The sequence below is a fragment of the Deltaproteobacteria bacterium genome (assembly GCA_009930495.1).
Lineage (GTDB): Bacteria > Desulfobacterota > Desulfovibrionia > Desulfovibrionales > Desulfomicrobiaceae > Desulfomicrobium.
In genome coordinates this window covers 14,982-39,437 of sequence record RZYB01000001.1, presented here as the reverse complement: position 1 = coordinate 39,437, position 24,456 = coordinate 14,982, and the positions used below count along the sequence as shown (strand labels likewise).

24 protein-coding genes are annotated in these 24,456 nt (G+C 59.0%); 6 read left to right on the top strand and 18 right to left on the bottom strand.

All coding sequences use genetic code 11. The features are described 5' to 3' along the window. Window positions 1–86: 86 nt before the first annotated feature. Complete coding sequence (locus tag EOL86_00210; protein ID NCD24002.1) at window positions 87–443, top strand: Hpt domain-containing protein; 357 nt, start codon at window positions 87–89, stop codon at window positions 441–443. Between the two features lie 118 nt (window positions 444–561). Here the strand turns inward: EOL86_00210 and lysA are convergent, their stop codons facing one another. The 12 genes from lysA to xerD all read right to left on the bottom strand — a co-directional run bounded on the left by lysA (window position 562) and on the right by xerD (window position 13,983). Then, entirely contained in the window at window positions 562–1,833 is a 1,272-nt protein-coding gene (gene lysA / locus EOL86_00205; protein ID NCD24001.1) for a diaminopimelate decarboxylase, read from the bottom strand. A gap of 19 nt (window positions 1,834–1,852) precedes the next feature. Further along, the gene (locus tag EOL86_00200; GenBank protein ID NCD24000.1) at window positions 1,853–2,269 is read right to left on the bottom strand and encodes a hypothetical protein; all 417 of its coding nucleotides are present in this window, start codon (window positions 2,267–2,269) and stop codon (window positions 1,853–1,855) included. Next, window positions 2,266–4,884, bottom strand: a complete 2,619-nt coding sequence (gene mutS / locus EOL86_00195) for a DNA mismatch repair protein MutS (GenBank protein NCD23999.1) — start codon at window positions 4,882–4,884, stop codon at window positions 2,266–2,268. Before mutS ends, EOL86_00200 begins: the two co-directional genes overlap by 4 nt. A gap of 2 nt (window positions 4,885–4,886) precedes the next feature. After that, complete coding sequence (locus tag EOL86_00190) at window positions 4,887–5,963, bottom strand: hypothetical protein (protein ID NCD23998.1); 1,077 nt, start codon at window positions 5,961–5,963, stop codon at window positions 4,887–4,889. Between the two features lie 48 nt (window positions 5,964–6,011). After that, window positions 6,012–7,031, bottom strand: a complete 1,020-nt coding sequence (locus tag EOL86_00185; GenBank protein ID NCD23997.1) for an SDR family oxidoreductase — start codon at window positions 7,029–7,031, stop codon at window positions 6,012–6,014. Between the two features lie 90 nt (window positions 7,032–7,121). Beyond that, on the bottom strand, window positions 7,122–7,472 hold the full coding sequence (locus EOL86_00180) for a LapA family protein (protein ID NCD23996.1): 351 nt from the start codon (window positions 7,470–7,472) through the stop codon (window positions 7,122–7,124). A gap of 11 nt (window positions 7,473–7,483) precedes the next feature. After that, window positions 7,484–7,972 carry an HIT domain-containing protein gene (locus EOL86_00175; protein NCD23995.1) on the bottom strand — a complete coding sequence of 163 codons (489 nt, stop codon included), beginning with the start codon at window positions 7,970–7,972 and terminating at the stop codon, window positions 7,484–7,486. 9 nt (window positions 7,973–7,981) lie between these two features. After that, window positions 7,982–8,725 carry an amino acid ABC transporter ATP-binding protein gene (locus EOL86_00170; protein NCD23994.1) on the bottom strand — a complete coding sequence of 248 codons (744 nt, stop codon included), beginning with the start codon at window positions 8,723–8,725 and terminating at the stop codon, window positions 7,982–7,984. Continuing rightward, the gene (locus EOL86_00165; protein NCD23993.1) at window positions 8,709–9,515 is read right to left on the bottom strand and encodes an amino acid ABC transporter permease; all 807 of its coding nucleotides are present in this window, start codon (window positions 9,513–9,515) and stop codon (window positions 8,709–8,711) included. The genes EOL86_00170 and EOL86_00165 overlap by 17 nt, the downstream gene beginning before the upstream one ends. A gap of 73 nt (window positions 9,516–9,588) precedes the next feature. Next, complete coding sequence (locus EOL86_00160) at window positions 9,589–10,332, bottom strand: basic amino acid ABC transporter substrate-binding protein (protein NCD23992.1); 744 nt, start codon at window positions 10,330–10,332, stop codon at window positions 9,589–9,591. A gap of 91 nt (window positions 10,333–10,423) precedes the next feature. Next, window positions 10,424–13,093: a CBS domain-containing protein gene (locus EOL86_00155; GenBank protein ID NCD23991.1), complete on the bottom strand. Its 2,670-nt coding sequence runs from the start codon at window positions 13,091–13,093 to the stop codon at window positions 10,424–10,426. Continuing rightward, window positions 13,090–13,983, bottom strand: coding sequence for a site-specific tyrosine recombinase XerD (xerD, locus tag EOL86_00150; GenBank protein NCD23990.1), 894 nt, complete (start codon window positions 13,981–13,983; stop codon window positions 13,090–13,092). The genes EOL86_00155 and xerD overlap by 4 nt, the downstream gene beginning before the upstream one ends. Before the next feature lie 60 nt (window positions 13,984–14,043). On the opposite strand from xerD, the gene folK reads away from it, so the two are divergent. The 4 genes from folK to EOL86_00130 all read left to right on the top strand — a co-directional run bounded on the left by folK (window position 14,044) and on the right by EOL86_00130 (window position 16,256). Next, window positions 14,044–14,550, top strand: a complete 507-nt coding sequence (gene folK / locus EOL86_00145; protein ID NCD23989.1) for a 2-amino-4-hydroxy-6-hydroxymethyldihydropteridine diphosphokinase — start codon at window positions 14,044–14,046, stop codon at window positions 14,548–14,550. A 20-nt stretch (window positions 14,551–14,570) separates the two neighbouring features. Then, complete coding sequence (locus EOL86_00140) at window positions 14,571–14,825, top strand: transcriptional regulator (GenBank protein ID NCD23988.1); 255 nt, start codon at window positions 14,571–14,573, stop codon at window positions 14,823–14,825. 8 nt (window positions 14,826–14,833) lie between these two features. Then, window positions 14,834–15,487, top strand: a complete 654-nt coding sequence (fsa, locus tag EOL86_00135; GenBank protein NCD23987.1) for a fructose-6-phosphate aldolase — start codon at window positions 14,834–14,836, stop codon at window positions 15,485–15,487. Window positions 15,488–15,740: 253 nt separating this feature from the next. Beyond that, on the top strand, window positions 15,741–16,256 hold the full coding sequence (locus tag EOL86_00130) for a hypothetical protein (GenBank protein NCD23986.1): 516 nt from the start codon (window positions 15,741–15,743) through the stop codon (window positions 16,254–16,256). On the opposite strand, the gene EOL86_00125 is transcribed toward EOL86_00130, so the two are convergent. The 5 genes from EOL86_00125 to EOL86_00105 form a co-directional block, all read right to left on the bottom strand. Then, complete coding sequence (locus EOL86_00125) at window positions 16,225–17,436, bottom strand: response regulator (GenBank protein ID NCD23985.1); 1,212 nt, start codon at window positions 17,434–17,436, stop codon at window positions 16,225–16,227. The two genes, EOL86_00130 and EOL86_00125, sit on opposite strands and share 32 nt — an antisense overlap. An 18-nt stretch (window positions 17,437–17,454) precedes the next feature. Then, entirely contained in the window at window positions 17,455–19,287 is a 1,833-nt protein-coding gene (gene topB, locus EOL86_00120; protein ID NCD23984.1) for a DNA topoisomerase III, read from the bottom strand. 175 nt (window positions 19,288–19,462) lie between these two features. Then, the gene (locus EOL86_00115; protein ID NCD23983.1) at window positions 19,463–20,368 is read right to left on the bottom strand and encodes a chromosome partitioning protein ParA; all 906 of its coding nucleotides are present in this window, start codon (window positions 20,366–20,368) and stop codon (window positions 19,463–19,465) included. 22 nt (window positions 20,369–20,390) lie between these two features. Next, window positions 20,391–20,786 (bottom strand): hypothetical protein, encoded by a 396-nt coding sequence (locus EOL86_00110; protein ID NCD23982.1) that lies wholly within the window; start codon window positions 20,784–20,786, stop codon window positions 20,391–20,393. 13 nt (window positions 20,787–20,799) lie between these two features. Next, window positions 20,800–21,255 carry a PilZ domain-containing protein gene (locus EOL86_00105; GenBank protein ID NCD23981.1) on the bottom strand — a complete coding sequence of 152 codons (456 nt, stop codon included), beginning with the start codon at window positions 21,253–21,255 and terminating at the stop codon, window positions 20,800–20,802. A gap of 199 nt (window positions 21,256–21,454) precedes the next feature. Here EOL86_00105 and EOL86_00100 point away from each other — a divergent pair, with 199 nt between their 5' ends. Further along, window positions 21,455–21,919 carry a 23S rRNA (pseudouridine(1915)-N(3))-methyltransferase RlmH gene (locus EOL86_00100; GenBank protein NCD23980.1) on the top strand — a complete coding sequence of 155 codons (465 nt, stop codon included), beginning with the start codon at window positions 21,455–21,457 and terminating at the stop codon, window positions 21,917–21,919. Between the two features lie 29 nt (window positions 21,920–21,948). Here EOL86_00100 and EOL86_00095 read toward each other — a convergent pair whose 3' ends face one another. Then, the gene (locus EOL86_00095) at window positions 21,949–24,372 is read right to left on the bottom strand and encodes a HAMP domain-containing protein (GenBank protein NCD23979.1); all 2,424 of its coding nucleotides are present in this window, start codon (window positions 24,370–24,372) and stop codon (window positions 21,949–21,951) included. Between the last annotated feature and the right edge of the window lie 84 nt (window positions 24,373–24,456).

Below are 24,456 nucleotides of genomic sequence, written 5' to 3'. Positions count from 1 at the left end.
AGAACATCGGCCCGATAAAAGCTCTTTGCAGATGAAATGAAACAACATACAGGAAAGGATGATCGTGAAACACGTAACCGAGGAGAATGATTGTGTCTGCCGAACCCGTGCTCGCCATCGAGGAAACCTTGGAACGCATGTCCGGGGACAAGGAGCTTCTGGTCAATCTTTTTGCCCTGTACCAAACAGATGCTCCCAAAAAGCTCGAAAATATCGCGCAATCGGCGGCTGAAACCGACTACGTCCTTGTCGGGCGCCTGGCGCACTCGTTGAAAGGCGCCTCGGCGACAGTGGGCGCGGCGCGCATGTGCCAGCTAGCCATTGCGTTGGAGCAGGCCGCCAAGGCATCCGACAGCGCGGCGGTGGCCCAAAAGCTCGAAGCCATCCGCGAAGCCTGCGCCGACACCCTGGAAGAAATGCGCCGTTTCGCTTCCGGCAACTAAACGCGTCCCTCGTATACGCTGTCGGACGGCGCCTCCTGGAAATATCACCACGCAAAAAAACGCATGGTCCACCGGGACCATGCGTTTTGACTTCCAGGGTGAGTGCCCGGACCAGGAGTTACCGGCCCAGCTCGTCCACCATGGCCAATCCTTCCTCTTCCAACGACACGAGGTCATTATAGACTTCCCGCTTGCGGATGACCACGTGCTTGCCCCCCTGGACCATGATTTCCGCGGCGCGAGCCCTGGAATTGTACTGGGAGGACATGGCGAATCCGTAGGCGCCGGCGGAAAAGGCGGCCAGCAGGTCTCCCTGGGCAACCTTGGGCAGGGCGCGGTCCTTGGCCAGGAAATCACTGGATTCGCAAATCGGCCCGACCACGTCCACGATCGTTTCCTCGCCGCTGACTTCGCGCACCGGCGCGATGCGGTGGTAGGAACCGTACAGGGATGGCCGGACCAGATCGTTCATGGCCGCGTCGACGATGACGAAGTTTTTGCCCTCGTTGTGCTTGGTGTACTGCACCTCGGTCACCAGGATGCCAGTATTGCCCGCGATGACGCGGCCGGGCTCCAGGATAAGGGTCACGTCGAAGCCCTTGAGCGCCTCGACCAGGGCTTGCCCCAGCTCCCTGGGATGAGGCGGTTCCTCCTCGTTGTAGGTGATGCCAAGCCCGCCGCCCAAGTCCATGTATTGAATGGTCACGCCCATGTCCTTGAGCTGAAGATAAAACGTCTTCAGTTTTTCCAGGGCTTCCAGAAACGGAGCGAGCGTGGTCAGCTGGGAACCGATGTGGCAATCCATGCCGATGGGATCGACATGGGGCAGATTCTTGGCCAGGGCATAGGTGGAAAGCGCTTCGGCCCTGGACAGCCCGAACTTGTTCTCTTTCATGCCCGTGGAAATATACGGATGCGTCTTGGGATCGACATCCGGATTGATGCGCAGACTGATCTTGGCCACCATGCCAAGATCGCCGGCGACCGAATTGATCCGTTCCAGTTCCTGGGTGGACTCGACGTTGAACATCAGGATGCCGGCGAACAGGGCTTCGCGGATTTCACCCGCCGTTTTCCCCACGCCCGAATAGACGATTTTCTTGGGATTGACGCCAGCGCGCAAGGCTCGGAACAATTCGCCACCAGAAACAATGTCCGTGCCAGCGCCTTCGGCGGCCAGGATTTTCAAGACGCTCATGTTGGAATTGGCCTTGACCGAGTAGCAGGTCAGATGCGCGACGCCCTCGAAGGCCGAATCAAACGCCTTGTAATGCCGTTTCAGGGTTGATGCCGAATAAATGTACAACGGCGTCCCGTATTCCTCCACCAGATCGGCGACAGGAATGTCTTCGGCATGGAGCTGGCCGTCTTTATATTGAAAGTAGTGCATACATTCTCCTTGCAAGGGGTTATTGAGAGGGAGCGTCAAGGGTAACGACGTCCGAGATGGCGGGATCGATTATAGAGAGAGTGTTTTCGGCTTTCAACCGGATTCGAAGGTTGGGACTGCCAAAGGATTGGCACAGGGTGATGACATAGCTGTTTTCGCGCTGCCGGACCCCGGATCCGTAGGGATAGATTTTTTGAACAAAAGTCGCGCGGAAGGGACAGGTCGGGCAGCCATTTTCTTCCACCTCGACCATGAAAAACTCCAGATTGTGCAACTTCCCGCCCACCTTGGCGTTGATGAGTAGGCAATTTCCGTCCAGGCGCGCGTCGATATGGTCGATGAATATCGCTTCCTCGGTCGCGATGGGCTGGGGCCATTCCTTCTTGCCACAAGCCATAAGCGCCAAAAAAAGAACAAAAAGTATGATTTGTTTCATGATTGTCCTGCCAGGGCTTTCCACTCGTGGAGCACGGTCAAGGCTTCCAGCGGGGAGAGTTCGTTGACGTTGAGGGACGCAAGGGCGGCCAGGACCGGATGCTCGATCGTCTTTTCCCGGGTCGCCGCGACCGGAGCCAAGCCGGGGAAGGCGATCTGCTGACTGATAATCTCGCGTCGTTGCCTTCCGCCGGGGGCATGTTTCTCCAGGACGGCCAGGATGTCCTTGGCCCTGGCCACGACCGGGGCCGGAACGCCGGCCAGGCGGGCCACCTCGATGCCGTAGCTGCGGTCGGCTGGGCCTGGAACCAGACGTCGGAGAAAAACGATGTCGCCCTTCCATTCCTTGATGGCGATATTGAAGTTGCGCACGTTGGGCAGACGCTCCGCGAGCACCGTCAGTTCGTGGTAATGCGTGGCGAACAGGGTACGGATCCCGCCGTGTCGCTTGGACAAATCCTCGGCCACGGCCCAGGCCAGGGACAGGCCGTCGAAGGTGCTGGTGCCGCGGCCGATCTCGTCCAGGATCACCAGGGAGCGTTTGCCGGCTTGCCGCAAAATGCGCGCTGTTTCACTCATTTCGACCATGAACGTCGATTGCCCCATGGCCAAGTTGTCCGAGGCCCCGACCCGTGAAAAAATCCGATCGCACAGGCCGATCCGGGCCGACGACGCGGGCACGAATCCCCCCATCTGCCCGAGGATGCACATCAGGGCCACCTGGCGCAGAATCGTGGACTTTCCGGCCATGTTCGGGCCGGTGATAAGCAGGATGCGGCCCTGATCGTCCAGGGTCAAATCATTGGGGATATAGCCGGAGCGCCCCTGCACGGCCTCGACGACCGGATGGCGGCCGTCCTTGATGATGATTTCCAGGCCGTCATGGAGTTCCGGACGACACCATCCCCATTTGCGGGCGGCGTGTCCCAGGCCCTGGACGAAATCGAGTTCCGCCAGGATCGCGGCCATGCCCATGAATCGGGTTCGGTGCGTCGCCACCTCCTCGCGCAGGGCCAGAAACAGCTCGTACTCACGGGCTTTGCGACGATCGGAGGCACTCAGCAACCGCTCTTCGAGGCTCTTGAGTTCCTCGGTGACATAGCGCTCGGCATTGACCAGGGTCTGGCGGCGGATGAAGTGGGCCGGGGGATCGGCGTTCCGCGCCCTGGTCAATTCGAAGTAATAGCCGAAGGCCTTGGTAAACCCGAGTTTGAGCTTGGGGAGGGCACAGGCCTCGCGTTCCCGCTCCAACATGGATTCGAGAGCAGCCTCGCCATGGTCGGTCAGCTCCATCAATTCATCGAGGGCGGCGTCGTGGCCAGGACGAAAGAGACCGCCCTCGGTGATGACCGGTGGCAGGGTATCGTTCAGGGCACGGCGTAGCAGGGCGTGGACATCGTCAAGATCGTCCCATCGGGCTCGCAATCCAGCAAGAAGCGGCGGGAGCGAATCCAGTCCGTCCAGAAAAACACGCAGGCGCGGCAGAACCGCCAGGGACGCGCCCAAGGCCGAAAAATCCTTGGGAGTGCACCGATTGACAAAGATCCGGGTGCACAACCGTTCCAGATCATAGACGTGATCCAGAAGCTGACGCAGTCCCTCGCGAGGCGTGTCCTGGCGCGCAAAAAGGGCCACTGCCTCCTGGACGGCCATGATTCGGTCCAGGCTCTTGAAAGGCTGGCGCAGACGGGTCTCCAGCAGGCGTCCGCCCATGGGTGTCTGGGTCTGGTCCAGCACCTGCCAGAGCGTGCCCCGTCCCTTGGTGCCATCCATGGCGCGGAACAATTCAAGATTTCGTTCCGTGACTTCGTCCAGAAGCAAGGTCGACGACAAATTCAGGGGTTCAAAAGGGCAGAGGTGATCCAGGTCCCGCTTCTGGGTCAGTTCCAAATAGGCCAGCAGGGCTCCGCAACACCGAACCAGGGCGGGCTTGTCATCCAAATCCAGGGTGGCCAGCGAAGCAACCCGCTGGGCACGTAGAATTCTTTCTTCCGCGCCACGCGGTTCGAAATACGTCGCGCGCGGGTACCGCGTGATCCGTTTTTTCCAGCCCGCAAAGTCAGCCGGCAACGTCTGGTCCTCGGCCAGCAACACCTCGCGCGGATCCATCTTGGCCAGCCATTGCCACAGGACAGTCTCGGTTTTGGTTTGCAGGCCGGACCAGGTTCCGGTCGAAAAATCGACCCAGGCCAGGCCTCCGCCCAGGTCCGGATCCCAAAACAGGGCGCCCAAAAAATTGTGCCCCTTGGCGTCCAGATTGATGTCTTCCACCACCGTGCCCGGAGTGAGCACGCGGGTGACTTCGCGCCGGACCAAGCCCTTGGCCTGCTTGGGATCCTCGACTTGGTCGCAAAGGGCCACCTTGTACCCTTTGTCCAGAAGTTGGCGCAGGTACTCGTCGATGGCATGATGGGGCATGCCGCACATGGGTACGGGGTTGTCCGCGCCCGGATTGCGGCTGGTCAGGGTGATTTGCAGTTCGCGGGCCGCGATTTCGGCGTCATCGAAAAACAATTCGAAAAAATCTCCCATGCGGAAAAAAACCAGGGTTCCCGGGTACTCTTCCTTGACCCGCAGATACTGCTCCATCATGGGCGTGAGTTTGACAGTGTTCATGGCTAATCGCTTAAAATCTTGCGGAAGGAGATGGAATGCCAGGCCAGGCATTTGGGACAGCAGAAAAAAATATCCCGGCGTTTGAGGCCGCATTGGGCGCAGGCGAAGCGCTTCACCTGTCGGCCTCGCTCCAGAAGGATTTCGAGCTGCATGGCGAAAACCGGTGTCAAGTGCTGGTCCGGCATGGACAAGGTCAAAAGTTCGAGTCGGGCCGGCCAAAAAGCGGGATTGAGCAAAAGCGCCTTTTCTTGCCATGTCGTGGCCTCGGCCACGAACCCGTGGGCCCGCAGCAACCGGCCCGTGGAATGGATCAGGGCCAGATTCGGCGGTTGATCATGAATCATGCGCGCCAGCCCGGCAAACCAGTCCTTGGGCGGCATGGGCGCATCCCATGTTTCATGGTCGAGCAATGGTTCCAACAGCAAAAATCCCAGGTCCGGCGCCACGGCGGTCAGTCCGTGTCCAATGAGCGCCAGCAACTGCTCCCAGCTGCCGCCACGAACCATCAGACCGATGGTTTCCAGCCAGGCTTCGGGCGACGGCGGGTAAAGGTCCAAGGCCTCCCGGAGAAGTCCCCGATCGACGAATCCATAGCGGGAACAGGCGGCCCGGACCAGGTAATGCGCGGCCTGGGGAATGGCGCCGACATATTTATACTGCCGGCTGGCTTCCAGGAATTGACCACCCTTGGCGAAGAGGTCGGCCAATTCCCGATCCAGGGACGAGGATGGACCGCCCAGCTGCCGGGCCTTGAACAGCGCGTCCTGGGCACGGTCCAGAAGGCCCGCCCGGGAATAATCCCGACCAAGTTCGAAAAAAATACAGCCCTGGTCTTGAACCGATAAATGGGGACGGTTCGCCAGGGACGAGCGCACCTGGATGGCCCGGTCCAAGTCTCCCCGTAGACGATAGAGGTTGCCCAGGGCGGAACAGAGTTCCACGGCCTCGGGATTGTGCCGGATGGCTCGGGTCAATTCCTCGATCGCGGCCAGGGCATCCTGGGCGGGATGCGGCTGTCCGGTCGAGGCCGGTGGATGGTCGTGGCCCTTGGAGGCAAAAATCGAGGTCAGCCAACGCACGGGTAATACATCCTCCGATGGAGACGGATGGAGCGTCGAAATCCTGTTTTAGACAAGGTGCCGCGCATACCAGGGACCGGCCAGGGACAAGCCGGCGCGGACGTCCCGAGTCGGCTCGTAGCCGAGCAGATCGCGAATTTTCGAGATGTCGGCCAGGGAATGTCGGACATCTCCTGGTCTGAAGTCCCGGTATGTTGGTCGCATGTCCGCGCAGCCCGGAGCATGCTTGGCGGCTTCGGCGCGGATCAGGAAAAAAAGATCCGTCAGCGAGGTCCGCTCGCCACAGGCCACATTGAACACTTGGCCGGCTATTTCCGGCCGCTGGCTGCACGCTGCCAGGATATTGGCCTGGACGCAATTCTCGATGAAACAGAAGTCACGACTGGTTTCTCCGTCTCCATTGATCCAGACCGTCTCGCCGCGCATGAGCCCGGCGAACCATTTCGGGATCACGGCCGCGTAGGCTCCTTCCGGGTCCTGACGCTGGCCGAAGACGTTGAAATACCGCAGCCCCACGGATTCCAGGCCGTAGGTGCGCAGAAAAACCGAGGCATACAATTCATTGACATATTTGGTCACGGCGTACGGAGACAGGGGCTGTCCGATGACGTCCTCGACCTTGGGCAGGTCGGGATGATCGCCATAGGTGGAGCTGGAAGCGGCGTAGACAAAGCGGCGCACGCCCCGATCCCGGGCCGCGACCAGCATGTTCAGGAACCCGGTGATATTGGTTGCGTTGGTGGTCAGGGGATCGGTGATGGAACGTGGCACCGAGCCCAGGGCGGCCTGATGCAGCACCACGTCCACGTCGGTGCACGCCCGGTGACAGGTGTCCAGATCGCGGATGTCGCCTTCGATAAAGTGGAAACGGGACCATTGCGCGTCGCTCACCGTGGCGCGGACTTCTTCCAGGTTGTGGCGATGGCCGGTGGAAAAATTATCCAGCCCGGTGACATGCTGGTCGTGGGCAAGCAGGGTTTCAAGCAGGTTGGAGCCAATGAAACCGGCCACGCCGGTTACGAGCCAGCTTCGGGAAGTAGCCAACAAGGACGAGTGCAAGGTGGTCATTTTGATTCGGGGGGCAAGGGTGAAAAAAAGTGCGTCCCGAGGCGGTTCGCCGGGGGACGCAACGACGGATCACACGAAATGCGGAGGGAGTTAGTTCTGAACGTTTTCGGTTGCTTCCGGAGCCACGTAGGGTTCTTCCACCGGACTTGGACGCAAGGAGGCCAGTTCGCGCTCCAGAGCGTCGATGTCCTTTTTGTACTGTTTGCAGTGCTTGGACAAGCGTATCCGCTCCAGAAAAAAATACAGCGTACAAAGCAGGGCGCCCACGACGAAGGACAGCAGGATAAGCAAATAAAAGGGCACGGATTCAGTCTGATAGTGCCACCCAAAGACCTTGAGCTGCAGGGCCAGCTCCTGGACCAGCGTCGCGTTATTCTGCACGAAGAAGAGCATCGAGAAGAAAAAGAGGGCAACCAGACCCAACACCTTGAGATAACGCATCCGTATCACCTCTACCGTTGAAGATTATTGAAAAAAGGCTTTAAGCGCCCGTATGTGGAGCGCAGGTGCTCGGGAATGACATTGGTTTCGGACATGACCGCCATGAAGGAATGGTCCCCATTCCAACGGGGCACAAGATGGACATGAAGGTGTTCCCGGATGCCCGCGCCCGCAGCCTCGCCGATATTGATCCCGATGTTTATCCCATGTGGCTTGAAGGCCTGCTCTAGGATAAAAGCGGACTTTTGTACATAGTCCATGATCTCGTGACTTTCTGTCGCGGTCAATTCGGTGATATGACTGACGTGTCGATACGGGGTAACCATCAAATGGCCATTGCTGTAGGGGTAGATGTTCATGATGACAAAACAATGCGCGGCCCGGTGCAAGACAAAACGCTCCTCGTCGCCTTCGGTTGAATCGGGGAGGCAAAAGACGCAGGAATCGGGCTTGGGACCAAGAATGTACTCAATGCGCCAGGGGGCGTGGATGGTTTTCATGGTGATGTCCTACAAAATCTGGCTCAGGAATTTCTGGGTGCGCGGTTGTTCGGGATTGGTGAAGAAATGTTCGGGCGAGCCCGTTTCCACGATCTGGCCATGATCCATGAAAATAACCCTGTCCGCCACCTCGCGGGCAAAACCCATCTCGTGGGTGACGACGACCATGGTCATGCCTTCCCTGGCCAGCGTGACCATGACGTCCAGCACCTCGCCGATCATTTCCGGATCAAGGGCCGAGGTCGGCTCGTCGAAAAGCATGATTTTCGGGTTCATGGCCAAGGCCCGGGCAATGGCCACGCGCTGTTGTTGCCCGCCGGAGAGCATGGACGGGTAAACTTCGGCCTTGTCCCGGATGCCAACCTTGGCCAGGAGATTCAGGGCCTGTTTCTTGGCTTCCAACTCCGGCACTTTTTTGAGTTTCATCGGAGCCATGGTCAGGTTGCCGAGCACGGTCTTGTGCGGAAAAAGGTTGAAGCTCTGAAAAACCATGCCCAGTTCCTGGCGGATGACATTGATGTTGTTGTCGGGAGAATTCACGTCCTGGCCGTCAACGACGATCGACCCGCTGTCGATGGTTTCCAGACGGTTGATGGAGCGCAACAAGGTGGATTTGCCCGAGCCGCTGGGACCAATGATAACCACCTTTTCCCCGGGCTCGATGCTCAGGCTGACGTCGTTGAGGGCCTGCAGCTGACCGTAGAATTTGTAGACGTTCTTGATTTCGATAATGGGATTAGTCGCGCTCATAATAATTCAACCTATGCTCCATTCGGCTGACAGCCTTGGACAGGAAAAGCGTGATGACCAGATAAACCAGGGCCACCATGGTGTAGGCCTCGAAATAAAGAAAGGACTCGCTGGCGAATTCGCGCCCCCGGCGGAGCAGATCCGAGACCGCCAGAATGGACACCAGGGAGCTGTCCTTGAGCAAGGCGATGAATTCGTTGCCCACGGGGGGCAGGATGGTTCGCCAGGCCTGGGGCAGGATGACCAACAGCATGGTCTGGGTCCGATTGAACCCCAGGGAACGCGCGGCTTCGGCCTGCCCCTTGTCGATGGAGTCGATGCCCGCCCGAAAAACTTCGCCCATGTAGGCCCCGTAACAAATGCCCATGGCGATGACCGCCGCGGCCAGGGGGGGAAGATTCTTGAAAATATCCATCCGGCCCAGGGCATAATAAATATAGAAAAGCTGCACCAGGAGGGGGATTCCCCGGATCACTTCCACATAGGTCGAGGCGATCAGGTTGATGACCCTGTTGCGGGACAGCCGGCCAAGGCCGGTGATGAGCCCCAGCACCAGGGACAGGAGAATGGACAGGACCGTGACCTGAAAGGTGACCAGGACCCCATCGGGGAGAAAGGTCAGGATGCGCCAATATGGCTCGGGTCTGGTCGTGCACAGATAAACAATGATCGCGATGGCGCCGAAGAATGTCAGCCACCAGGCGTTGAACAGTCCGGAATCCTTTTTGAGCGGGATGGCGGCGCCGTCGCCAATATCGATCTTGACTTCTTTTTTGGAAATTTTTTGGGTCATGGCTGGCCTTGTGATGGTCGCGTGAAAAAATAAAACCGGGGCTTTTGACACCCCGGCTCATGGTTATGACTGGTTATTTTTTGGTTCCGAACCATTTATTGTAAATGACGTCGTATTCGCCATTGGCCTTGATTCCGGCCAGGCCCTTGTTGATCAGTTCGGCGATTTCGGTGTTGCCCTTGTTCACGGCAAATCCCAGATACTCGGGAGTTTCGGACGGGACCATGAAGGCCAAAGTCAATTTTTTGGAATACTGCTCGTTCTGCAAGGCATAGTCGGAAGCAACGGGAGCGTCGGCGATGACGGCATCGACACGGCCATTGTATAGGTCTTCCATGGCCAGACCAATTTCGTCATACGGCTTGGCCTGGGCGCCTTCGATCTTTTTGCAGAGAAAATAACCGGTTGTACCCATCTGCGAGGCAACTTTCTTGCCGGACAGATCGGTCAGGGCGTTCACGGCCACGCCCTTGGGCACGACCACGCCTTGCTGGACCTCGAAGTAGGGGTCCGTGAAATCCATGGTCTGCTTGCGCTCCGGAGTGATGGAAACCGAAGAGGCGATGGCGTCGTACTTACCCGAGGACAGACCCGCGAAAATTCCATCCCAGGCGGTGTTCTTGAGCACTGGCGTGAAGCCGGCGGCCTTGCCGATGGCCATGACCAACTCCGGGCAGAAACCGACGATGTTCTTGTTTCCGTCGATCATTTCCATGGGCGGATAGGTGGCATCCACGGCAAACACGACGTCCTTGGCCAGGGCGTTGCCGGCCAGACAGCCCAGCGCCAGCACGATCAGCATGAATTTTTTGCACATACGTCCTCCAAACCAGTAAGATGATGAAGTCTCCAAAAAATGTCCTACAGACAAAAAGACAGGAAATGGTTAAAGAATTGCCCTGGTAAGGTCAAGAATGGGCGCCCGGTCCGGGCCGGACGGACCCGGCCAGCCGTCGGGCCAGTCGCAACTGCTCGTCCCGGGTGCGGACCTCGTCGTTGAGCAAGGCCCGTTTCACGGACTGCAGGATGGTCGTGAACCGGGGACCCGGCGCCAGGCCCATGCCCACCAGATCGCGACCGGAAATGGACGGGGTAATATCCCGAAGGCGGGTCAGGTAAAGGGAGATGGCTTTTTTGAGCTCCTGCTTGCGTTGCTTGGCCATGATGTAAAGCAGCCCCTCCAAGGACAGATGGACCAGTATCTCCACCAGATCGGCCTGACTGCCCGTGTTTTTTTCCCACTGGGCCAGTTGCATGGCCACGAAGCGCAGCTGACGCCGGGTAAGCTCGATTATTTCCGCCTGTTTCGCCGGAAACTGCAGGCGCTGCATCAGGGCCTCGACCTGGTGGGTATCGAATCCGGTGATCAATCCCAGGAAATAAATGGTCCAGACGTCCGGAATTTCCGGTCGGAAGAGCAGTTTGTACCACGTCACGACCCGCTCGATTTCTTCCAGCAGGGCCTCCTTGGACGGCGGGAAGTGGAGCAGGGGGTGAATCTCCTGGAAAAGGCCCAGATCGCGCATGCGCACGAAGCCGTCCACGGGGGCGCTATCTTCGGCCAGGAGACACAGCTCGTGGCGAATGCGCGTTCCGGACAGGCGTTGGAACAGGTTCAGACGCACCGCGTTTTTGATCAGCCGTTCGGTCTGGGTTCCGATTTTGAACTGGAAACGTTGCTCGAAGCGGATGGCGCGGATGATGCGCGTGGGATCGTCCACGAAGGACAGGGAATGGAGCACGCGGATGATGCCATCCTTGATGTCCTGCTGGCCGCCAAAGAAGTCGACCAGCTTGCCAAAACGGTCCGGGGCGAGATGGATGGCCAGCGTGTTGATGGAAAAATCGCGACGATACAGGTCCATTTTCAAGGAAGAAAGCTCCACCACGGGCAGGGCGGCCGGATATTCGTAATATTCCAGCCGGGCCGTGGCCACGTCGATCTTCTGACCCGAGGGCAGGATCAGCACCGCCGTGCGGAATTTCAAATGCGGCCGGACTCGGGCATCCAGGCGCTGCCCCAGGGCATGGGCGAAAACAATACCGTCGCCTTCGACCACGAGATCGATGTCGTCATTGGGAATGGCCAGTAAAATATCACGCACGAAACCGCCCACGGCATAGACCGGCGAGCCCAGATCGCGGCCGATCGTGCCGGCCAAGTGCAGCAGGTCGAGCACGGGCCGGGGTAGGCGTTCATGCAGAAGCTGGCGGATATTGCGCTCCTGGCGTTTGTCCGAGAGATAGCCTTCGGGAATACGCGCCGGCTCCTGGATCAGGATATTGATCAAATCCGTGCGCGTGATGACCCCAACCAGCTCCGTGCCGCGCAACACCGGCACCAAGCGCTGCCGCCGGCCAAGGATGATTTCGATGACCTCGTACAGATCCTGGTCCTCGGTCACGGCCAAAAAATCCTCCAGCATGTATTCCACGACCGATTCCTCGCCCAAGCCATGGCCGACGGCCTTTTCGGCGACACTGTTTTCGATGATGCCCCTGGCCTGGCCATTGTCCAGCACCGGCAACGCCTTGAACCCGTATCGGGTCATGATTTCCGCGGCCTGGGCCACGGTCTGAGTCGCCTGGACATGAACCACGGGCGCGGACATGAAGGCTTCGACCCGCAGTTGCGGATTGATGTGGGAGTAGAGCAGGGCGAAAATTTCATCCTTTACTTGAGAATTGGTGCGGTCCTTGATGGACGCCGACGCGGCGTAGGGGTGCCCGCCGCCACCAAACGAGGAGCAGATCAGTCCGACATCGACTTCCGGGATCTTACTGCGGGCCACGAGCTGGACGCGGTCGCCCATGCGACCGATGGCGAAAAGCACGCGGATATTTTCCATGTCCATGAGCTTGTGGGTCAGCAAGGCGAAATCGGCCACATAGGCATCCAGGGACACTTCGGTCAGGACAACATTCACGCCGTTGATGGTGTGGGTGGTGGCGGCGGCGATCAACTCGGACAGGATGGCGACCTGTTCCGATGACAGCTCCCGGCTCATGATGTCCCGAATGACGTCCAGATCCATGCCCATGGTCTTGAGCCAGGCCGCAGCCTCGAAGTCGTGCTCCGTGGTCGAGCCAAAGGTGAACCCGCCCGTGTCCTCGAAAATGCCCAGGCCCAGAATGGTGGCCTCGTCCCCGGTCACGCTCAGTCCGGCGGACCGCAGCCGGGCCACGATGATGGACGTGGTCGCGCCCCAGGGTTCAAAATCCAGGCGCGTGGCCGTGAGCGCGTCCTCGGTCGGGGGATGATGGTCATAGATATGGATTTCCAGACCGGGCAAGGCCAACAATGCCTCCACGTGGGACAAACGCGACCGCTGCCGGGTGTCGACCACGACCAGCCGGCGCACCGTCTCGGGATCAATGTCCTTGATGCTCCGGAAATTAAACAGATACATGGCGCTCTGGATGAAATAATCCTTGAGCGAGCTTTCCTGGGTGCCGGGGAACACCAATACCGAGCCGGGATACAGCTTGCTGGCCGCGATCATGGCGGCCAGGGCGTCGAAATCGGCGTTGGCGTGGCAGGTGATGACCGTGTCGGCGGTCAGCAAGTGTTGGGTCATGGGCGGTCGGGGGTTGAACGGGGATGGTATTGGCGGTGCATGGCGAGCATTTTATCGGATTGGACGTGGGTATAGATTTCCGTGGCCATGACGTCGGCGTGCCCAAGCAGAATCTGGACCGTGCGCAGATCGGCTCCGCCCTCGAGCAAGTGCGTGGCAAAGGAGTGACGCAGGGAGTGGGGCGAAATGGGACGAATGATCCCGGCCGCCCGCGCATAACGGCCAATGAGCTTCCACACCCCCTGGCGGGACAGCCCCAATCCGGATCGGTTCAGGAACACGATTTCGACCTTGGGGCCGAACAAGGGACGCCAGTGACGCTGGTAGTCCAGCAACCACGACACGGCCGTGTCATGAAGCGGCACGAGGCGTTCCTTGGAGCCCTTGCCCAGCACCCGCAACAATCCGGCCTGGGCGTCGAAATCGGCCAGGGTCAGGGAAATCAACTCCGAAACGCGCAACCCGGCCGCGTACAGAAGCTCGAGCATGGCGCGATCCCGAAAACCAAGGCGGTCCGTGGTATCCGGAACGGCCAGCATGGCGAGTATTTCTTCCCTGGACAGAACCACGGGCAATCCACGGACCAATTTGGGGCCGTCGAGCAGGGTGACCGGGTTGGCGGGAAGGCGTCCTTCCTGGACGAGAAACTCGAAAAATCCACGCAGGCACGACAGCACCCTGGCCAGGGACGCATTGTTCAGCCCCTTGCGCCGCAACTGTCCCAGATGAAGAAGAACAATATCCTCGGTCAGTTCTGTCGGAGTTCCGTGATATTCGTTCAGAAAATCGGAAAAAAAGCGCAAGTCCGAGGCATAGGCCCGGACCGTGTTTTCGGCCAGTCCACGGATGACGGTCAGGTGTTCAAGATACGTGTCGATTTCGTCGAACATGGGCGTGGAAGCTACATCTGGCCCCTTGCCGGCACAAGGCGAAAAAGGTAACTTTTTTTAATGTCCAATCATGAAAGGCAAATAGGGTATGTCGGTTTGGGCTCCAACATGGGCGACGCCCGGGCGAACCTGCTTCAAGCCGTCGCGGCCCTGGACGCGACCCCAGGAATGGCCGTGGCCGCGATGTCGGATGTCTTCCGCACCGAGCCCCAGGGACGACGCGACCAGGATTGGTTTTTGAACATGGTCGTCCGTATCGAGGCTTCGGCGCGTTTTTCCCCCGAGGACGTTCTCGACGCCCTGGACAGGATAGAACAACGCATGGGCCGGGTCCGATCCGTGGTTTGGGGGCCGCGCCAAATCGATCTCGACTTGCTGCTCTTGGATGGCATCACATATCATTCGTCCCGGTTGATCCTTCCGCATCCACGGATGCACGAGCGGGCTTTCGTGCTTGTTCCGCTACGACAAGTGGCTCCGGACGTTCTAATCCGGGGCCAGCGGCCAGAACAGTGGTTGTCCGGCCTGGACCACACCGTGGACGGCGACAGAATCTGGCAGGCGTAACTCTTTAGCTTGAGGTTATTATGCTTAAATTTATCATTTTTGCCGTGGCTGGCTATCTTCTGTACAAATTGTTCATCAATGATCGGAAGAAAAAGGCCGAAGTCAAAAACACCCACGACGAAAAATTGGCCAAGGAGGGCGTTTTGGTCAAGGATCCGGTTTGTGGCACCTATGTGTCCAAGGACACGGATATCCGCATCAAGGACGGCGATGAAGTGCGCTATTTTTGCAGCTATGAATGTCGGGACAAGTATCTGGAGCGGATGCGTTCCTAGGAGAAAGCATGCAGTTTTTCATCGATACGGCGAATCTCGAAGAAATCAAGTCGGCGTTGGATATGGGTCTGGTTGACGGCGTGACCACCAATCCGAGCCTCATGGCCAAGGAGGCGGATGATTGGCGCGACGTGGCTCAAAAAATCTGCGCCCTGGTCCCCGGGCCGGTCAGCCTGGAGGTCATTGCCCTGGACACCGAGGGCATGGTTCGCGAGGCCAAGGACTTGGTGCAGTTCGGCCCCAATGTCGTGGTCAAGGTGCCCATGACCGCCGAAGGCCTTAAAGCCGTGCGCATCCTGAAATCCATGCATATCGACACCAACGTCACCCTGGTGTTTTCGGCCGCCCAGGCGCTTTTGGCCGCCAAGGCCGGGGCGCGCTACGTCAGTCCGTTCTTGGGACGACTGGACGACGCTGGTCACGATGGCCTGGAGCTGATCCGGCAGATCATGACCATTTTTTGCAATTATGGATTTGCCACCCAGATCATCGCGGCCAGTGTCCGCAGTCCCATGCATGTCCTGGACGCGGCCCTGGCCGGAGCGCATGTCGCGACCATCCCATATAAAATTTTGACCCAATTGCTCGCGCATCCGCTGACGGACAAAGGCATCAAGGCGTTTTTGCGCGATTGGGAACGGAAAAATCCGACGGCACGCTGAAACATCATCCATCACGGACGTGGTCGACATGCGCAATGGTGTTTTCTCGGCACCGAAGGGATTACCGGCAGTGCTTGTGATCCATGCTAAATGCTCATAATGAAAATTATGTAAACTTTTATCCAACAAGCCCGTGCAATGCCACCGTGACTCCGTCCAAACCAAGGGCTTCCCATTGCCTTGACGACGTTCTCTTTGATATTTCACGCATGTGGCAACGAACCATCACCAACCGAACCGTCAAGGAGCCGTCATGAAACGCTTCGCCTTGCTTGTTGTCGTCCTTTGCTTCCTGATCGCCCCGGCGGCCGCAGCCCCCGTGGATCAAAACGCCACGGCGTCGCCAGCCATGGCCAAGCCGGCGGAACCGTCCAAGTCCACGCCAGATCCTGGCCCAGGGAGTTCGTCAACCGCCGTGGGCAAGCTTCCCCTGGATATCGTCAGCAAGGGCTCGGACCCGTCGGGAACCTTGCTGTCCTATAAACTGAAGGAAGAACTGACGGCCAGCAAGCTGTTCGCCCTGATTCCGGTGGAACAACGAAAATTCGTGCTCCAGGTGCGTACCCAGGCGGAATTTCCGGACCGTCCAGGCATTGCCTCACAGTATGCCATCGCCTTGGTTTATCAGGAGGACTCGACCACGCTCTCCTACTACCTGGACCAAATCCAGGGCCAGGTGCATCCGGAGGCCGTGACGACCGAAATCCAGAAAATCCTGGAATGGTCGTACGCGACCCTCAAGCGGTATCATTATCTTTTGGACGAGTGAGGGCTGCCCGTCGGATGATCAATGGCTCCCGCACGATCCCATGCCGCGCCGATTGGCGCAAAAAGACAATGGTCGTGCGGGAGATTTCATAGCCCTCGGGCACCAGCACCACTTCCTTTCCGTCCCGTTCCCCGAGCACGGGCTTGGCCATGATCATGCCCGGTTGCAAGGCTTCCAACGTCACTTCTTCCTCGCTGTGATCCAGCTGCAACATGACTTCCTCCAGCGCCCGCAGGAACCGGGGAGGATGGCAGGCATGGCTTCGGGATAAATCGTCCAGAATTTTAACGGGATCCGTATTACGATACAGGGCCAGACGGTACTCCATGACCAGGGCCAGGAGCATGGCGCCAATGGGCTGGTTCCTATCCAGATATTGGCATTCGTTGGTGTTGTTCAGCAGGCTTCCGTAACTCGCCAGAATTTCGGATACCCCGCGCAACTGTGGCAGATGCCGGAAAAGTTCCATGGCCTGTTCCGGGTGCCGGGAAAAAAGCAACCGTTCCTCATCGTCAAGTTCCTGCCCCCGGATGACCTTGTGGAGCAAATTTTTGGGGAGGCAGATCAGCCCCATGACCGAAATGAGCAAGGCTGTCTCGGTCAGCATGGGATTCGGATCTTCCAGACGGGCGCACAGGGGCCGCACAAGGGGTAAGACCGGGCTGATCATGTCCCGGACATCGGCTCGCAGCCAGCATACGATTTCGTGGATGGCCTTGGCGAAAATCGCATGATGACGGCGCATTTCACGGGTCAGCAGGGCATTGCGTTCAAAGACCTCAAGTGCCTCGTTCATGACGGACGCCAGCATCCCGTCGGTGCATGGATTGGGAAGAAGATGAAAAATCTTGGCCTGATTGACGGCCCGGACCACATCTTGGACCTCCATGGGCGTCCGGCTCGTCAAGACGCGCACCGCGTCCGGACAAAGTTCCCGAACACGTTCCAGGACTTCGACACCGTCCATGCCCGGCATGGCGTACTCGACGCAGACCACGGCGAACGGCCCTTCCTCGGCCAAGCGTTGCAAGGCCATGGGGCCGCCCAGGGCGATATGCGTTTCCGCGATGTCACGCAGCTTGCGTTGCAATGCCGCCAGGGCCTTGCCCTCGGTATCGACCACGAGAATGGCCATGCGTCCTCCCTGTATTGCCGGTGTGATTCTTTTGATTCTCTCCATTATCCCCGTCGCCGCGAATTATCCAGAGCGCGGGCAACGCGGCAGCCCAATCCGGCTGGATTTGACCGTGTCCACGCCAAAGGCGACCATGTCGCGCACCTGACGCATGAACTGTCCATAGATCGCCCGCCCCTGCTCCATATCCTTGAGTTTTTTCTCCCATTCCCCGGTCAGCTCGGGCGAGGCCATTTGCGGAATCATGGCGCAGACCACGTCGATAGCCCAGACGCCCAAATCCGTGGCCACCAGACGTTTGCCATCCTTGGCCACGTATTTCCGGCCGAGCAGGGTTTCGATAATCTGGGCCCGCGTGGCCGGAGTTCCCAAACCGCGATCACGCATGGCATCGCGCATGGCTTCGTCGTCAACCAGCTTGCCGGCGGTTTCCATGGCCGCGAGCAGGGTCGCGTCCGTGAAATGCGCCGGTGGCTTGGTTTTGTGCTTGGACTCGGCCAATTCCCGCGCAACGACCAGCGCGCCCACGCGAAGGTCCGGCAGGGGGTTGTCCTCGGCGGCACGCCAGGGCTCGGCTTCGAGCCAGCCCTTGTCCTGGAAGATCTTGCCATTGGCCCGAAACCGGTGTTCACCCAGACCAACCAGCAACGTCGTGGTCGAAAAACGGGCGTCGTCCATGAACGTCGCCGCGAATCGGCGGCAGATCATTTCATACACGGCCCATTCGTCGGGTCCGAGGGTGTTCGGATTGGCGACCAGGGCCGTGGGGATGATGGCGTGGTGATCCGTGACCTTCTTGTCGTTGACGCATTCGAATTTGTTTTTCGAAGCCTTGATATTGTCCGCGGCCTTGTGGGCGATATCCGGAAAATGAGGGTACACCGCGCGCAGGGTATCCAGGCATTCGGCGAAAAGAGCCTGGGTCAGATGGCGTGAATCCGTTCGTGGATAGGTGATGAGCTTCTTTTTTTCGTACAAGGTTTGGGCGATGCCCAAGGTTGTCTGGGCCGATAGATTGAGCCGGGAGTTGGCTTCTTTCTGCAACGTGGTCAGGTCAAAGGGCAACGGCGGCTTCTGGCGCCCTTTTTTCTTTTCCAGGGACGCGACCGTGCCTTCGCCGCCGGCGCAATCCCGCACCACGGCCAAGGCCTCGGGCTCGGACCAGATTTTGGAATCCTTGAATTCCTCCGGCGCCACCCAGACGGCCTTGAACGCCTCGTTGTGATGCTCGAAAACAGCATCCACGGTCCAATAGTCACGCGGCGTGAAATTTTCGATTTCGCGCCGGCGGTCCACCAAAAGCTTCAAGACCGGGGTCTGTACCCGGCCAACGGTGATCAAACTGCCCGAGCGCAGGGTGAAAAGGCGGGAAAAGTTCATGCCCACCAGCCAGTCGGCCTCGGCCCGGGCAAAAGCGGCATGCCCCAGACTACGTTTGTCATCCCCTTCCATCAGCGCGGCAAAGGCCTTGCGCAATCCTTTTTCGGTCATGTCGCTGGCCCAGAACCGCTTGATGGGCTTGGTGCTCCCGGCCAAAAGATAAATGCGCCGGAAAATTAACTCCCCTTCCCTGCCCGCGTCCGTGGCGTTGATGACCATATCCACGGTGTCGTCGGTCAAAAAAGTCCGGAGCACCTCGTATTGCCTGGCGGTCTGGGGCAACACATGCAGAACGAAACGCGTCGGCAGCATCGGAAGCTGATGCATGGCCCAGCGGCCGGACCAGTCCGGATTTTGGTCCCCGGGCTCGGCGATGTTGACCAAATGCCCCACGGCCCAGGTCACGATATGGGTCGGGCTTTCCAGGTAACCGTCGCGGCGGCCCCGGACTTCGAGCACGCCGGCCAATTCCCTGGCCACTGACGGCTTTTCCGCGATGATCAATGTTCTGGCCATTCTTTCCACATCCTTGTCTGACAGCTTCCCTAGGGAATGCCCGGCCAATGGGCAAGACCCCCAAGGCGCGCCGGCAGTGTCATGTCAATGAACCGCGCGCGAATTCCGACCGGCGCACCACAAAAAACTCCCGGCCTCGCGACCGGGAGTTCGGAGCACAGGGGCGACAACGAGACTATGCGAACAGCTTGGGATTCCCGGTGACCTTGCGGACCAGTTCCCGATAGTCCAGGGCCCCGTGGGAGCCCGGCGCGTACTCGTAGATGGTTTTCCCATAGGCCGGGGATTCCGAGAGCCGGACATTGTAGCGGATGGGCGTGCACACGTATTCCCCATAGAGATCCTTGAGCCGATCCAGGATATTGTCCGGGTTTTTGATGCGCTTGTCCAAGAAGGTGGGCAGGATGTAATTCAAGGTGACGTCGGCGCGGTACTTCTGGATCGAGGCCAGGCTTTTGAGAAATTCCACCAGGCCTTGCAGGGTCATGACTTCCAGGGAAACGGGAGTGATCAGTTCGTGGACATAGAACAGCACGTTCACGGTCAGGGGGTCCCAGCCAGGGGAAGTGTCCACGATGACGTAGTCGAAATCTTTTTCCAGCGGCTCCAACGCCTCGGCCAAGGTGAGCTCGCCGCCATAGTCCTTGCGGTCGATGAGACGCTTGATCCCGGCCAGGGAACGTCCACCGGCCAGGAGCCACAAATTGTCGCGGGCCTCGACCATGGCCGCGGACGCCGGAAGTTCGCCGGTGACCAGTTCCGTCAGCCCGGCCTTGGGCTTCATGCCCAAAACATAGGCCGCCTGGCCCTGGGTATCGGTGTCCACCAGCAACACCTTGTGCCCGGTCAGGGCCAACCCGGCGGCCAGATTGACCGCTGTCGTGGTTTTACCCACGCCGCCCTTGCTCAGGGTCACTCCGATTCGCCGGGTCTTGCGGGCGGGAGTTTCGTCCTTGACCACGGACTCGAACAGCGGAAAACGGTGTCCGCAGGCCCGGCATTGGGCGGATTTGGCATTGGCGGGAATTTTCGACTCATCGATTATGTGCTCTTTTTTACACTGCGGACAAATCACCTTCATGCGCGGCCTCCCCAGGGTTCGCTTATTCCTCGTCGCTCAGAATACTTTTGACCAACGGACTGTCATCCCCCTTTTCCTCGATCTCCTTGAGCAGCTTGGTCACGGCGTAATTGACCAGCCGGGATTTGGACGCCCGTGACTTGGCGCCATCGGGGAGCATGCCCTTGAGAATCAGATTGGCCTCGGTGAGTCCGTCAAAGACCTCTTCCTGCAAATAATGCGTCGCTTTTTTTGTTCCGCTCAGTCGTTTGTTTTGGAGGGACAAAAGTTTTTTTTCCCCGGACCGCCGCTTCTCCTCGCTTGGAGCCACGCAGGCGTGGATCAAGGAGTCCAGCTCTTCAAGGCCGGGCACCGTGGTGAACGGCTGCTCGCCCCGAAAAAGATCGTCCAGGATGTCCCGCTGTCCCTTTGTTGTCATGGCTGCCTCGCGTTTATTTGAAAACGTCCTTGATGGTCAGCATCGCGGCCTTCATCTCGGCGATAACCCGTGTCATCCAGTCGACATATCCGGCGTCATGGGTGTGCACGATCTGCATGCCGCAGATCAGGCTGTCACCGCCATGGGGAGAGATATGGACAACCCGGACATCGACCAGGAAAGACTTGTCGGAAAATTGGATGCTCACGGAGGGGATGTCCTCGCCGATGCGAAACTCTTCCGGATCCGGAACTTCCAGACCAAGGCCATACATGGACAGATCGACCGCGTTATAGGATTTTCCCTTGACCGCGCACGTGACCACGCCCTTGTCCAGGGGCACCCGGAACGATTTGCGAACAATGGGCTCGGGCTCGTCGCACGTGATGATCAAACCGGCATCGTCATCGGACAGGACGGGGATGTCCTGATCAGTGGGACTTTCGGTCCCGGGAACGGCCTTGTTCATAGCAAACCTCCTGGAACATGGGCTTTGAATTCGCGCCGCGCATGGTTGCCATCCCAGTACCAACGATCTAGAAACTTCGACGGCAATATTTAAAAAAGTTGCCCGTAATTTCTCAAAAAATCAATACCCTTTGCCAGATTTGGCGGAGCCTACGGACAACCGGCGCGATACTCCGCTGGATTGGGGAAAGCCAAAAAACATGTATAAAATCAAGATTGTTTCCGTCGGAAAAATGAAAAAGGGATACTGGTGCGAGGCCGTGGCGCATTACGAAAAAATGCTCCGCGCCACGGCCAGAATCGAGGCCGTTCATGTCAAGGATTGCTCGCATCTTCAGGGATGGGAACGAAAAACCCAGGAAGCCGCGCTCCTCGGGCAAAAAATAGCGGCCAGGGACAGGGTCCTGGCCTTGCACGAGAAAGGCGTGTTGTATTCCTCCCACGAGTTCGCGTCCATGCTGCGCGGCGTGTTGGAAAATCCGACAGAACAGTGCTGTTTCGTCATTGGCGGCGCCCTTGGACTCGGGCAAGATCTGCTGGAAAGCGCCCACGGCCTGGTCAGCCTTGGCCCCATGACCATGCCGCATGAATTGGCCCAGGTCGTGCTCTACGAGCAGATTTTCCGGGCCATGACCATCATTGGCAACCGCGCCTATCACTATTGAGCGCGCCACCGCGCGCAAAACGCCCCACCCTATTTTGTTTCGCCCAGCCGGCGCAATTCCTCGGCCAGCCGGGACAACTCGGCGATGGCACCGGCGGCCCGCTCCATGCCCTCGGCCGTGGTCGCCGCGATGTCGTTGACCGTGCCCAGTGACGTGGCCACCTCCTCGCTGGCGCTGGATTGCTCTTCCGAAGCCGTGGCAATGGCCGTGATGCGTGTTGTCGTATTTTCGACCAGGGGCACGATCTCGGTCAGCGCCAATCCGGACTGGCGGGCCAAATCCGTGGTGGCCAAGACCTGCTCGGCCACGCGATGCATGCCCTCGATGTTCTGCCGGGTGCCGTTTTGGATATCGGTGATGGCCACTCCGACTTCCTTGGTCGCGGTCATGGTTTTTTCGGCCAGTTTGCGCACCTCGTCGGCCACGACGGCGAAACCGCGTCCGGCGTCACCGGCCCGGGCCGCCTCGATGGCCGCGTTGAGCGCCAACAAGTTGGTTTGATCGGCGATGTCGGAGATGACATTCATGATCCGGCCAATGGATTCGGCCTGATTGCCAAGGTCGGCCATTTGCTTGGACAGGCTCTGGGTCCGCTCGTGGACCTGGGCGATGGACCGGACCACGTCTTCCACAACCCGCGCCCCGTCCTGCGCCTTGTCCGAGCTGGAATCGGCGGCCTTGGCCGCGTCCGAGGCACTGCGGGCCACGTCCAAAACCGCCTCGTTCATCTGGTGCATGGCCGCCGAAACTTCGGCCAGCCGCTGGCTTTGCTCGCGGGTTCCCGTCCGGGCCTGGTCCACCCGGCCCGCGATATCGTCGGAGGTCAGGCTCACGGCCTGGGCCACGCGCAGAATGTTCGCGGTCACGTTTTCCATGCGGCTCATGGCGTCGTGGAGAACCCGTTCCCGTTCCACCAGGGCGGTCACGTTCTTGGCGATTTCAAAATATCCCAGCACAGTGTCGTCCACGTCGTGGAGCACGCCGCCTTGGGGTTGGATACTCTGGGTCTGTCCATGGGCGGAGATTTCAATGACGTCCGCGGTGAAGGATGACCGCGTGTCCATGGCGGTACGGATGGGACAGGACGACGTGCCGCACAGCGCGGTGTTCAGGATGGAGTGACAGGTCTTGGCCGTGATCTCGTCCTTGGCGCAGCCCGCGATCTCGAGCATGGCCGAGTTGGCGACAAGAATCTTGAAGTTCTTGTCCACGGCGAAAACCGGATCACCGATGGCATTGACCAGATTTTTATACACGGCCACGTCGGACAGGGTGTCGTGGACCTTGTCCATGAGCGCGTTGAACCATCGCGCCAAATCCCCGATTTCATCCTTGGAGGTGACGGGCAACTTGTGGCGCAGGTCGGCCTTGTCCTGGGTGATGTCGATGATGCAGCCAACGATTTCGCCAATGGGCCGGATCACGAACCGATGCAGGGCAACGCTTGTCGCCAGCCCCGCGACCGCCATGAGCAGGGCCATCGCGCCCATGAAATACCAGCCCACATTGACGATGGACGCGTTCCAGCCCGAGGCGTCAAAAGCGTAAACCATGATCCCGGCCTGCTGCCGGGCATGGTCATATAACGGAAAAGCGGCCACGGCGGTGTTTCCAAAACGTGCATGCGTGATGCCCTGCTGCCCCTTGCGCAAAAATTCCGGAGACACCAGACCCTCCAACCGGCCATCCTGGCTTGGCGTGACCAGGACATATTTGTCGTCAATGACCGGATTCTTGGCCGGGTCCTGAAGGGCCGTGGTGATCGGCAAAAATTCCGCGTTCATGTACACGACAATGCTCTGTCCTGGTCCGGAAGCCGCGCCCTGGATCACGGAATTGAAGGATTCCAGGGTTTCGACGGAACCGAGGTGCCGACCCTTGGCATCCCTGACCGGAACAATGCCCCGGATGGCGAAACCACCGCTGCCGAGTTCCACGCCCCGCACGGATCGGCCGTCCTTGTTCACCTCCATGACCGTTTTCCGGAAGGAGGAAATGTCGTCGGAAATATCGACCCATTGTCCATCGCGCTTGGTCTGCTTGTCTCGCCACATGCGGGCCAGACTGCGGCCGTTGGGCAAATGGAAATGCAGTCCCATGGCCTTGCCCGAGGCGGTTTTGAAGCCTGACAGGTCATCCTTGAGCAACGCGCGCAATTCTTCCCGGGCCTGTTGGGCCAGGGCATCGGATTCATTGTCCATGTTGCCCAGATGCGCCAGCTCGAACGCCTGGACGACATCGTCCCGGGCTGAAAAAAGGGCCGCTTTTTCCAGCCCTTGCGCCGCCAGCGTGGCCACGGCGTTGTTCACCTCGCGGGATTTTTCCTGGGCCATGGATTGCAACACTTGGTTTTCAAAACCCTGGAGCTGGGCCCGTATAATCAACACGCCGATCAGTCCCAGGACCGCCACGGCCACGAAAATGGGCAGAAAAAATTTACTTTTGAGCTTCATGAACTTCTCCTTCCGTCGTGAAAAACCGCGAAGACTGTGCGTGATTGCCGGAGATTATTCCAGCATGGGAAAAAAGGCGCGAGA

Coding starts and splice junctions, on each gene's coding strand:
- EOL86_00165 (NCD23993.1), bottom strand. CDS start 9,515: ATGACCCAAAAAATTTCCAAAAAAGAAGTCAAGATCGATATTGGCGAC.
- EOL86_00180 (NCD23996.1), bottom strand. CDS start 7,472: ATGCGTTATCTCAAGGTGTTGGGTCTGGTTGCCCTCTTTTTCTTCTCG.
- lysA (NCD24001.1), bottom strand. CDS start 1,833: ATGCACTACTTTCAATATAAAGACGGCCAGCTCCATGCCGAAGACATT.
- topB (NCD23984.1), bottom strand. CDS start 19,287: ATGGCCAGAACATTGATCATCGCGGAAAAGCCGTCAGTGGCCAGGGAA.
- EOL86_00210 (NCD24002.1), top strand. CDS start 87: ATGATTGTGTCTGCCGAACCCGTGCTCGCCATCGAGGAAACCTTGGAA.
- EOL86_00155 (NCD23991.1), bottom strand. CDS start 13,093: ATGACCCAACACTTGCTGACCGCCGACACGGTCATCACCTGCCACGCC.
- EOL86_00140 (NCD23988.1), top strand. CDS start 14,571: ATGCTTAAATTTATCATTTTTGCCGTGGCTGGCTATCTTCTGTACAAA.
- EOL86_00175 (NCD23995.1), bottom strand. CDS start 7,972: ATGAAAACCATCCACGCCCCCTGGCGCATTGAGTACATTCTTGGTCCC.
- EOL86_00160 (NCD23992.1), bottom strand. CDS start 10,332: ATGTGCAAAAAATTCATGCTGATCGTGCTGGCGCTGGGCTGTCTGGCC.
- EOL86_00130 (NCD23986.1), top strand. CDS start 15,741: ATGAAACGCTTCGCCTTGCTTGTTGTCGTCCTTTGCTTCCTGATCGCC.
- EOL86_00095 (NCD23979.1), bottom strand. CDS start 24,372: ATGAAGCTCAAAAGTAAATTTTTTCTGCCCATTTTCGTGGCCGTGGCG.
- mutS (NCD23999.1), bottom strand. CDS start 4,884: ATGAACACTGTCAAACTCACGCCCATGATGGAGCAGTATCTGCGGGTC.
- EOL86_00110 (NCD23982.1), bottom strand. CDS start 20,786: ATGACAACAAAGGGACAGCGGGACATCCTGGACGATCTTTTTCGGGGC.
- xerD (NCD23990.1), bottom strand. CDS start 13,983: ATGTTCGACGAAATCGACACGTATCTTGAACACCTGACCGTCATCCGT.
- folK (NCD23989.1), top strand. CDS start 14,044: ATGTCCAATCATGAAAGGCAAATAGGGTATGTCGGTTTGGGCTCCAAC.
- EOL86_00105 (NCD23981.1), bottom strand. CDS start 21,255: ATGAACAAGGCCGTTCCCGGGACCGAAAGTCCCACTGATCAGGACATC.
- EOL86_00115 (NCD23983.1), bottom strand. CDS start 20,368: ATGAAGGTGATTTGTCCGCAGTGTAAAAAAGAGCACATAATCGATGAG.
- fsa (NCD23987.1), top strand. CDS start 14,834: ATGCAGTTTTTCATCGATACGGCGAATCTCGAAGAAATCAAGTCGGCG.
- EOL86_00100 (NCD23980.1), top strand. CDS start 21,455: ATGTATAAAATCAAGATTGTTTCCGTCGGAAAAATGAAAAAGGGATAC.
- EOL86_00125 (NCD23985.1), bottom strand. CDS start 17,436: ATGGAGAGAATCAAAAGAATCACACCGGCAATACAGGGAGGACGCATG.
- EOL86_00200 (NCD24000.1), bottom strand. CDS start 2,269: ATGAAACAAATCATACTTTTTGTTCTTTTTTTGGCGCTTATGGCTTGT.
- EOL86_00185 (NCD23997.1), bottom strand. CDS start 7,031: ATGACCACCTTGCACTCGTCCTTGTTGGCTACTTCCCGAAGCTGGCTC.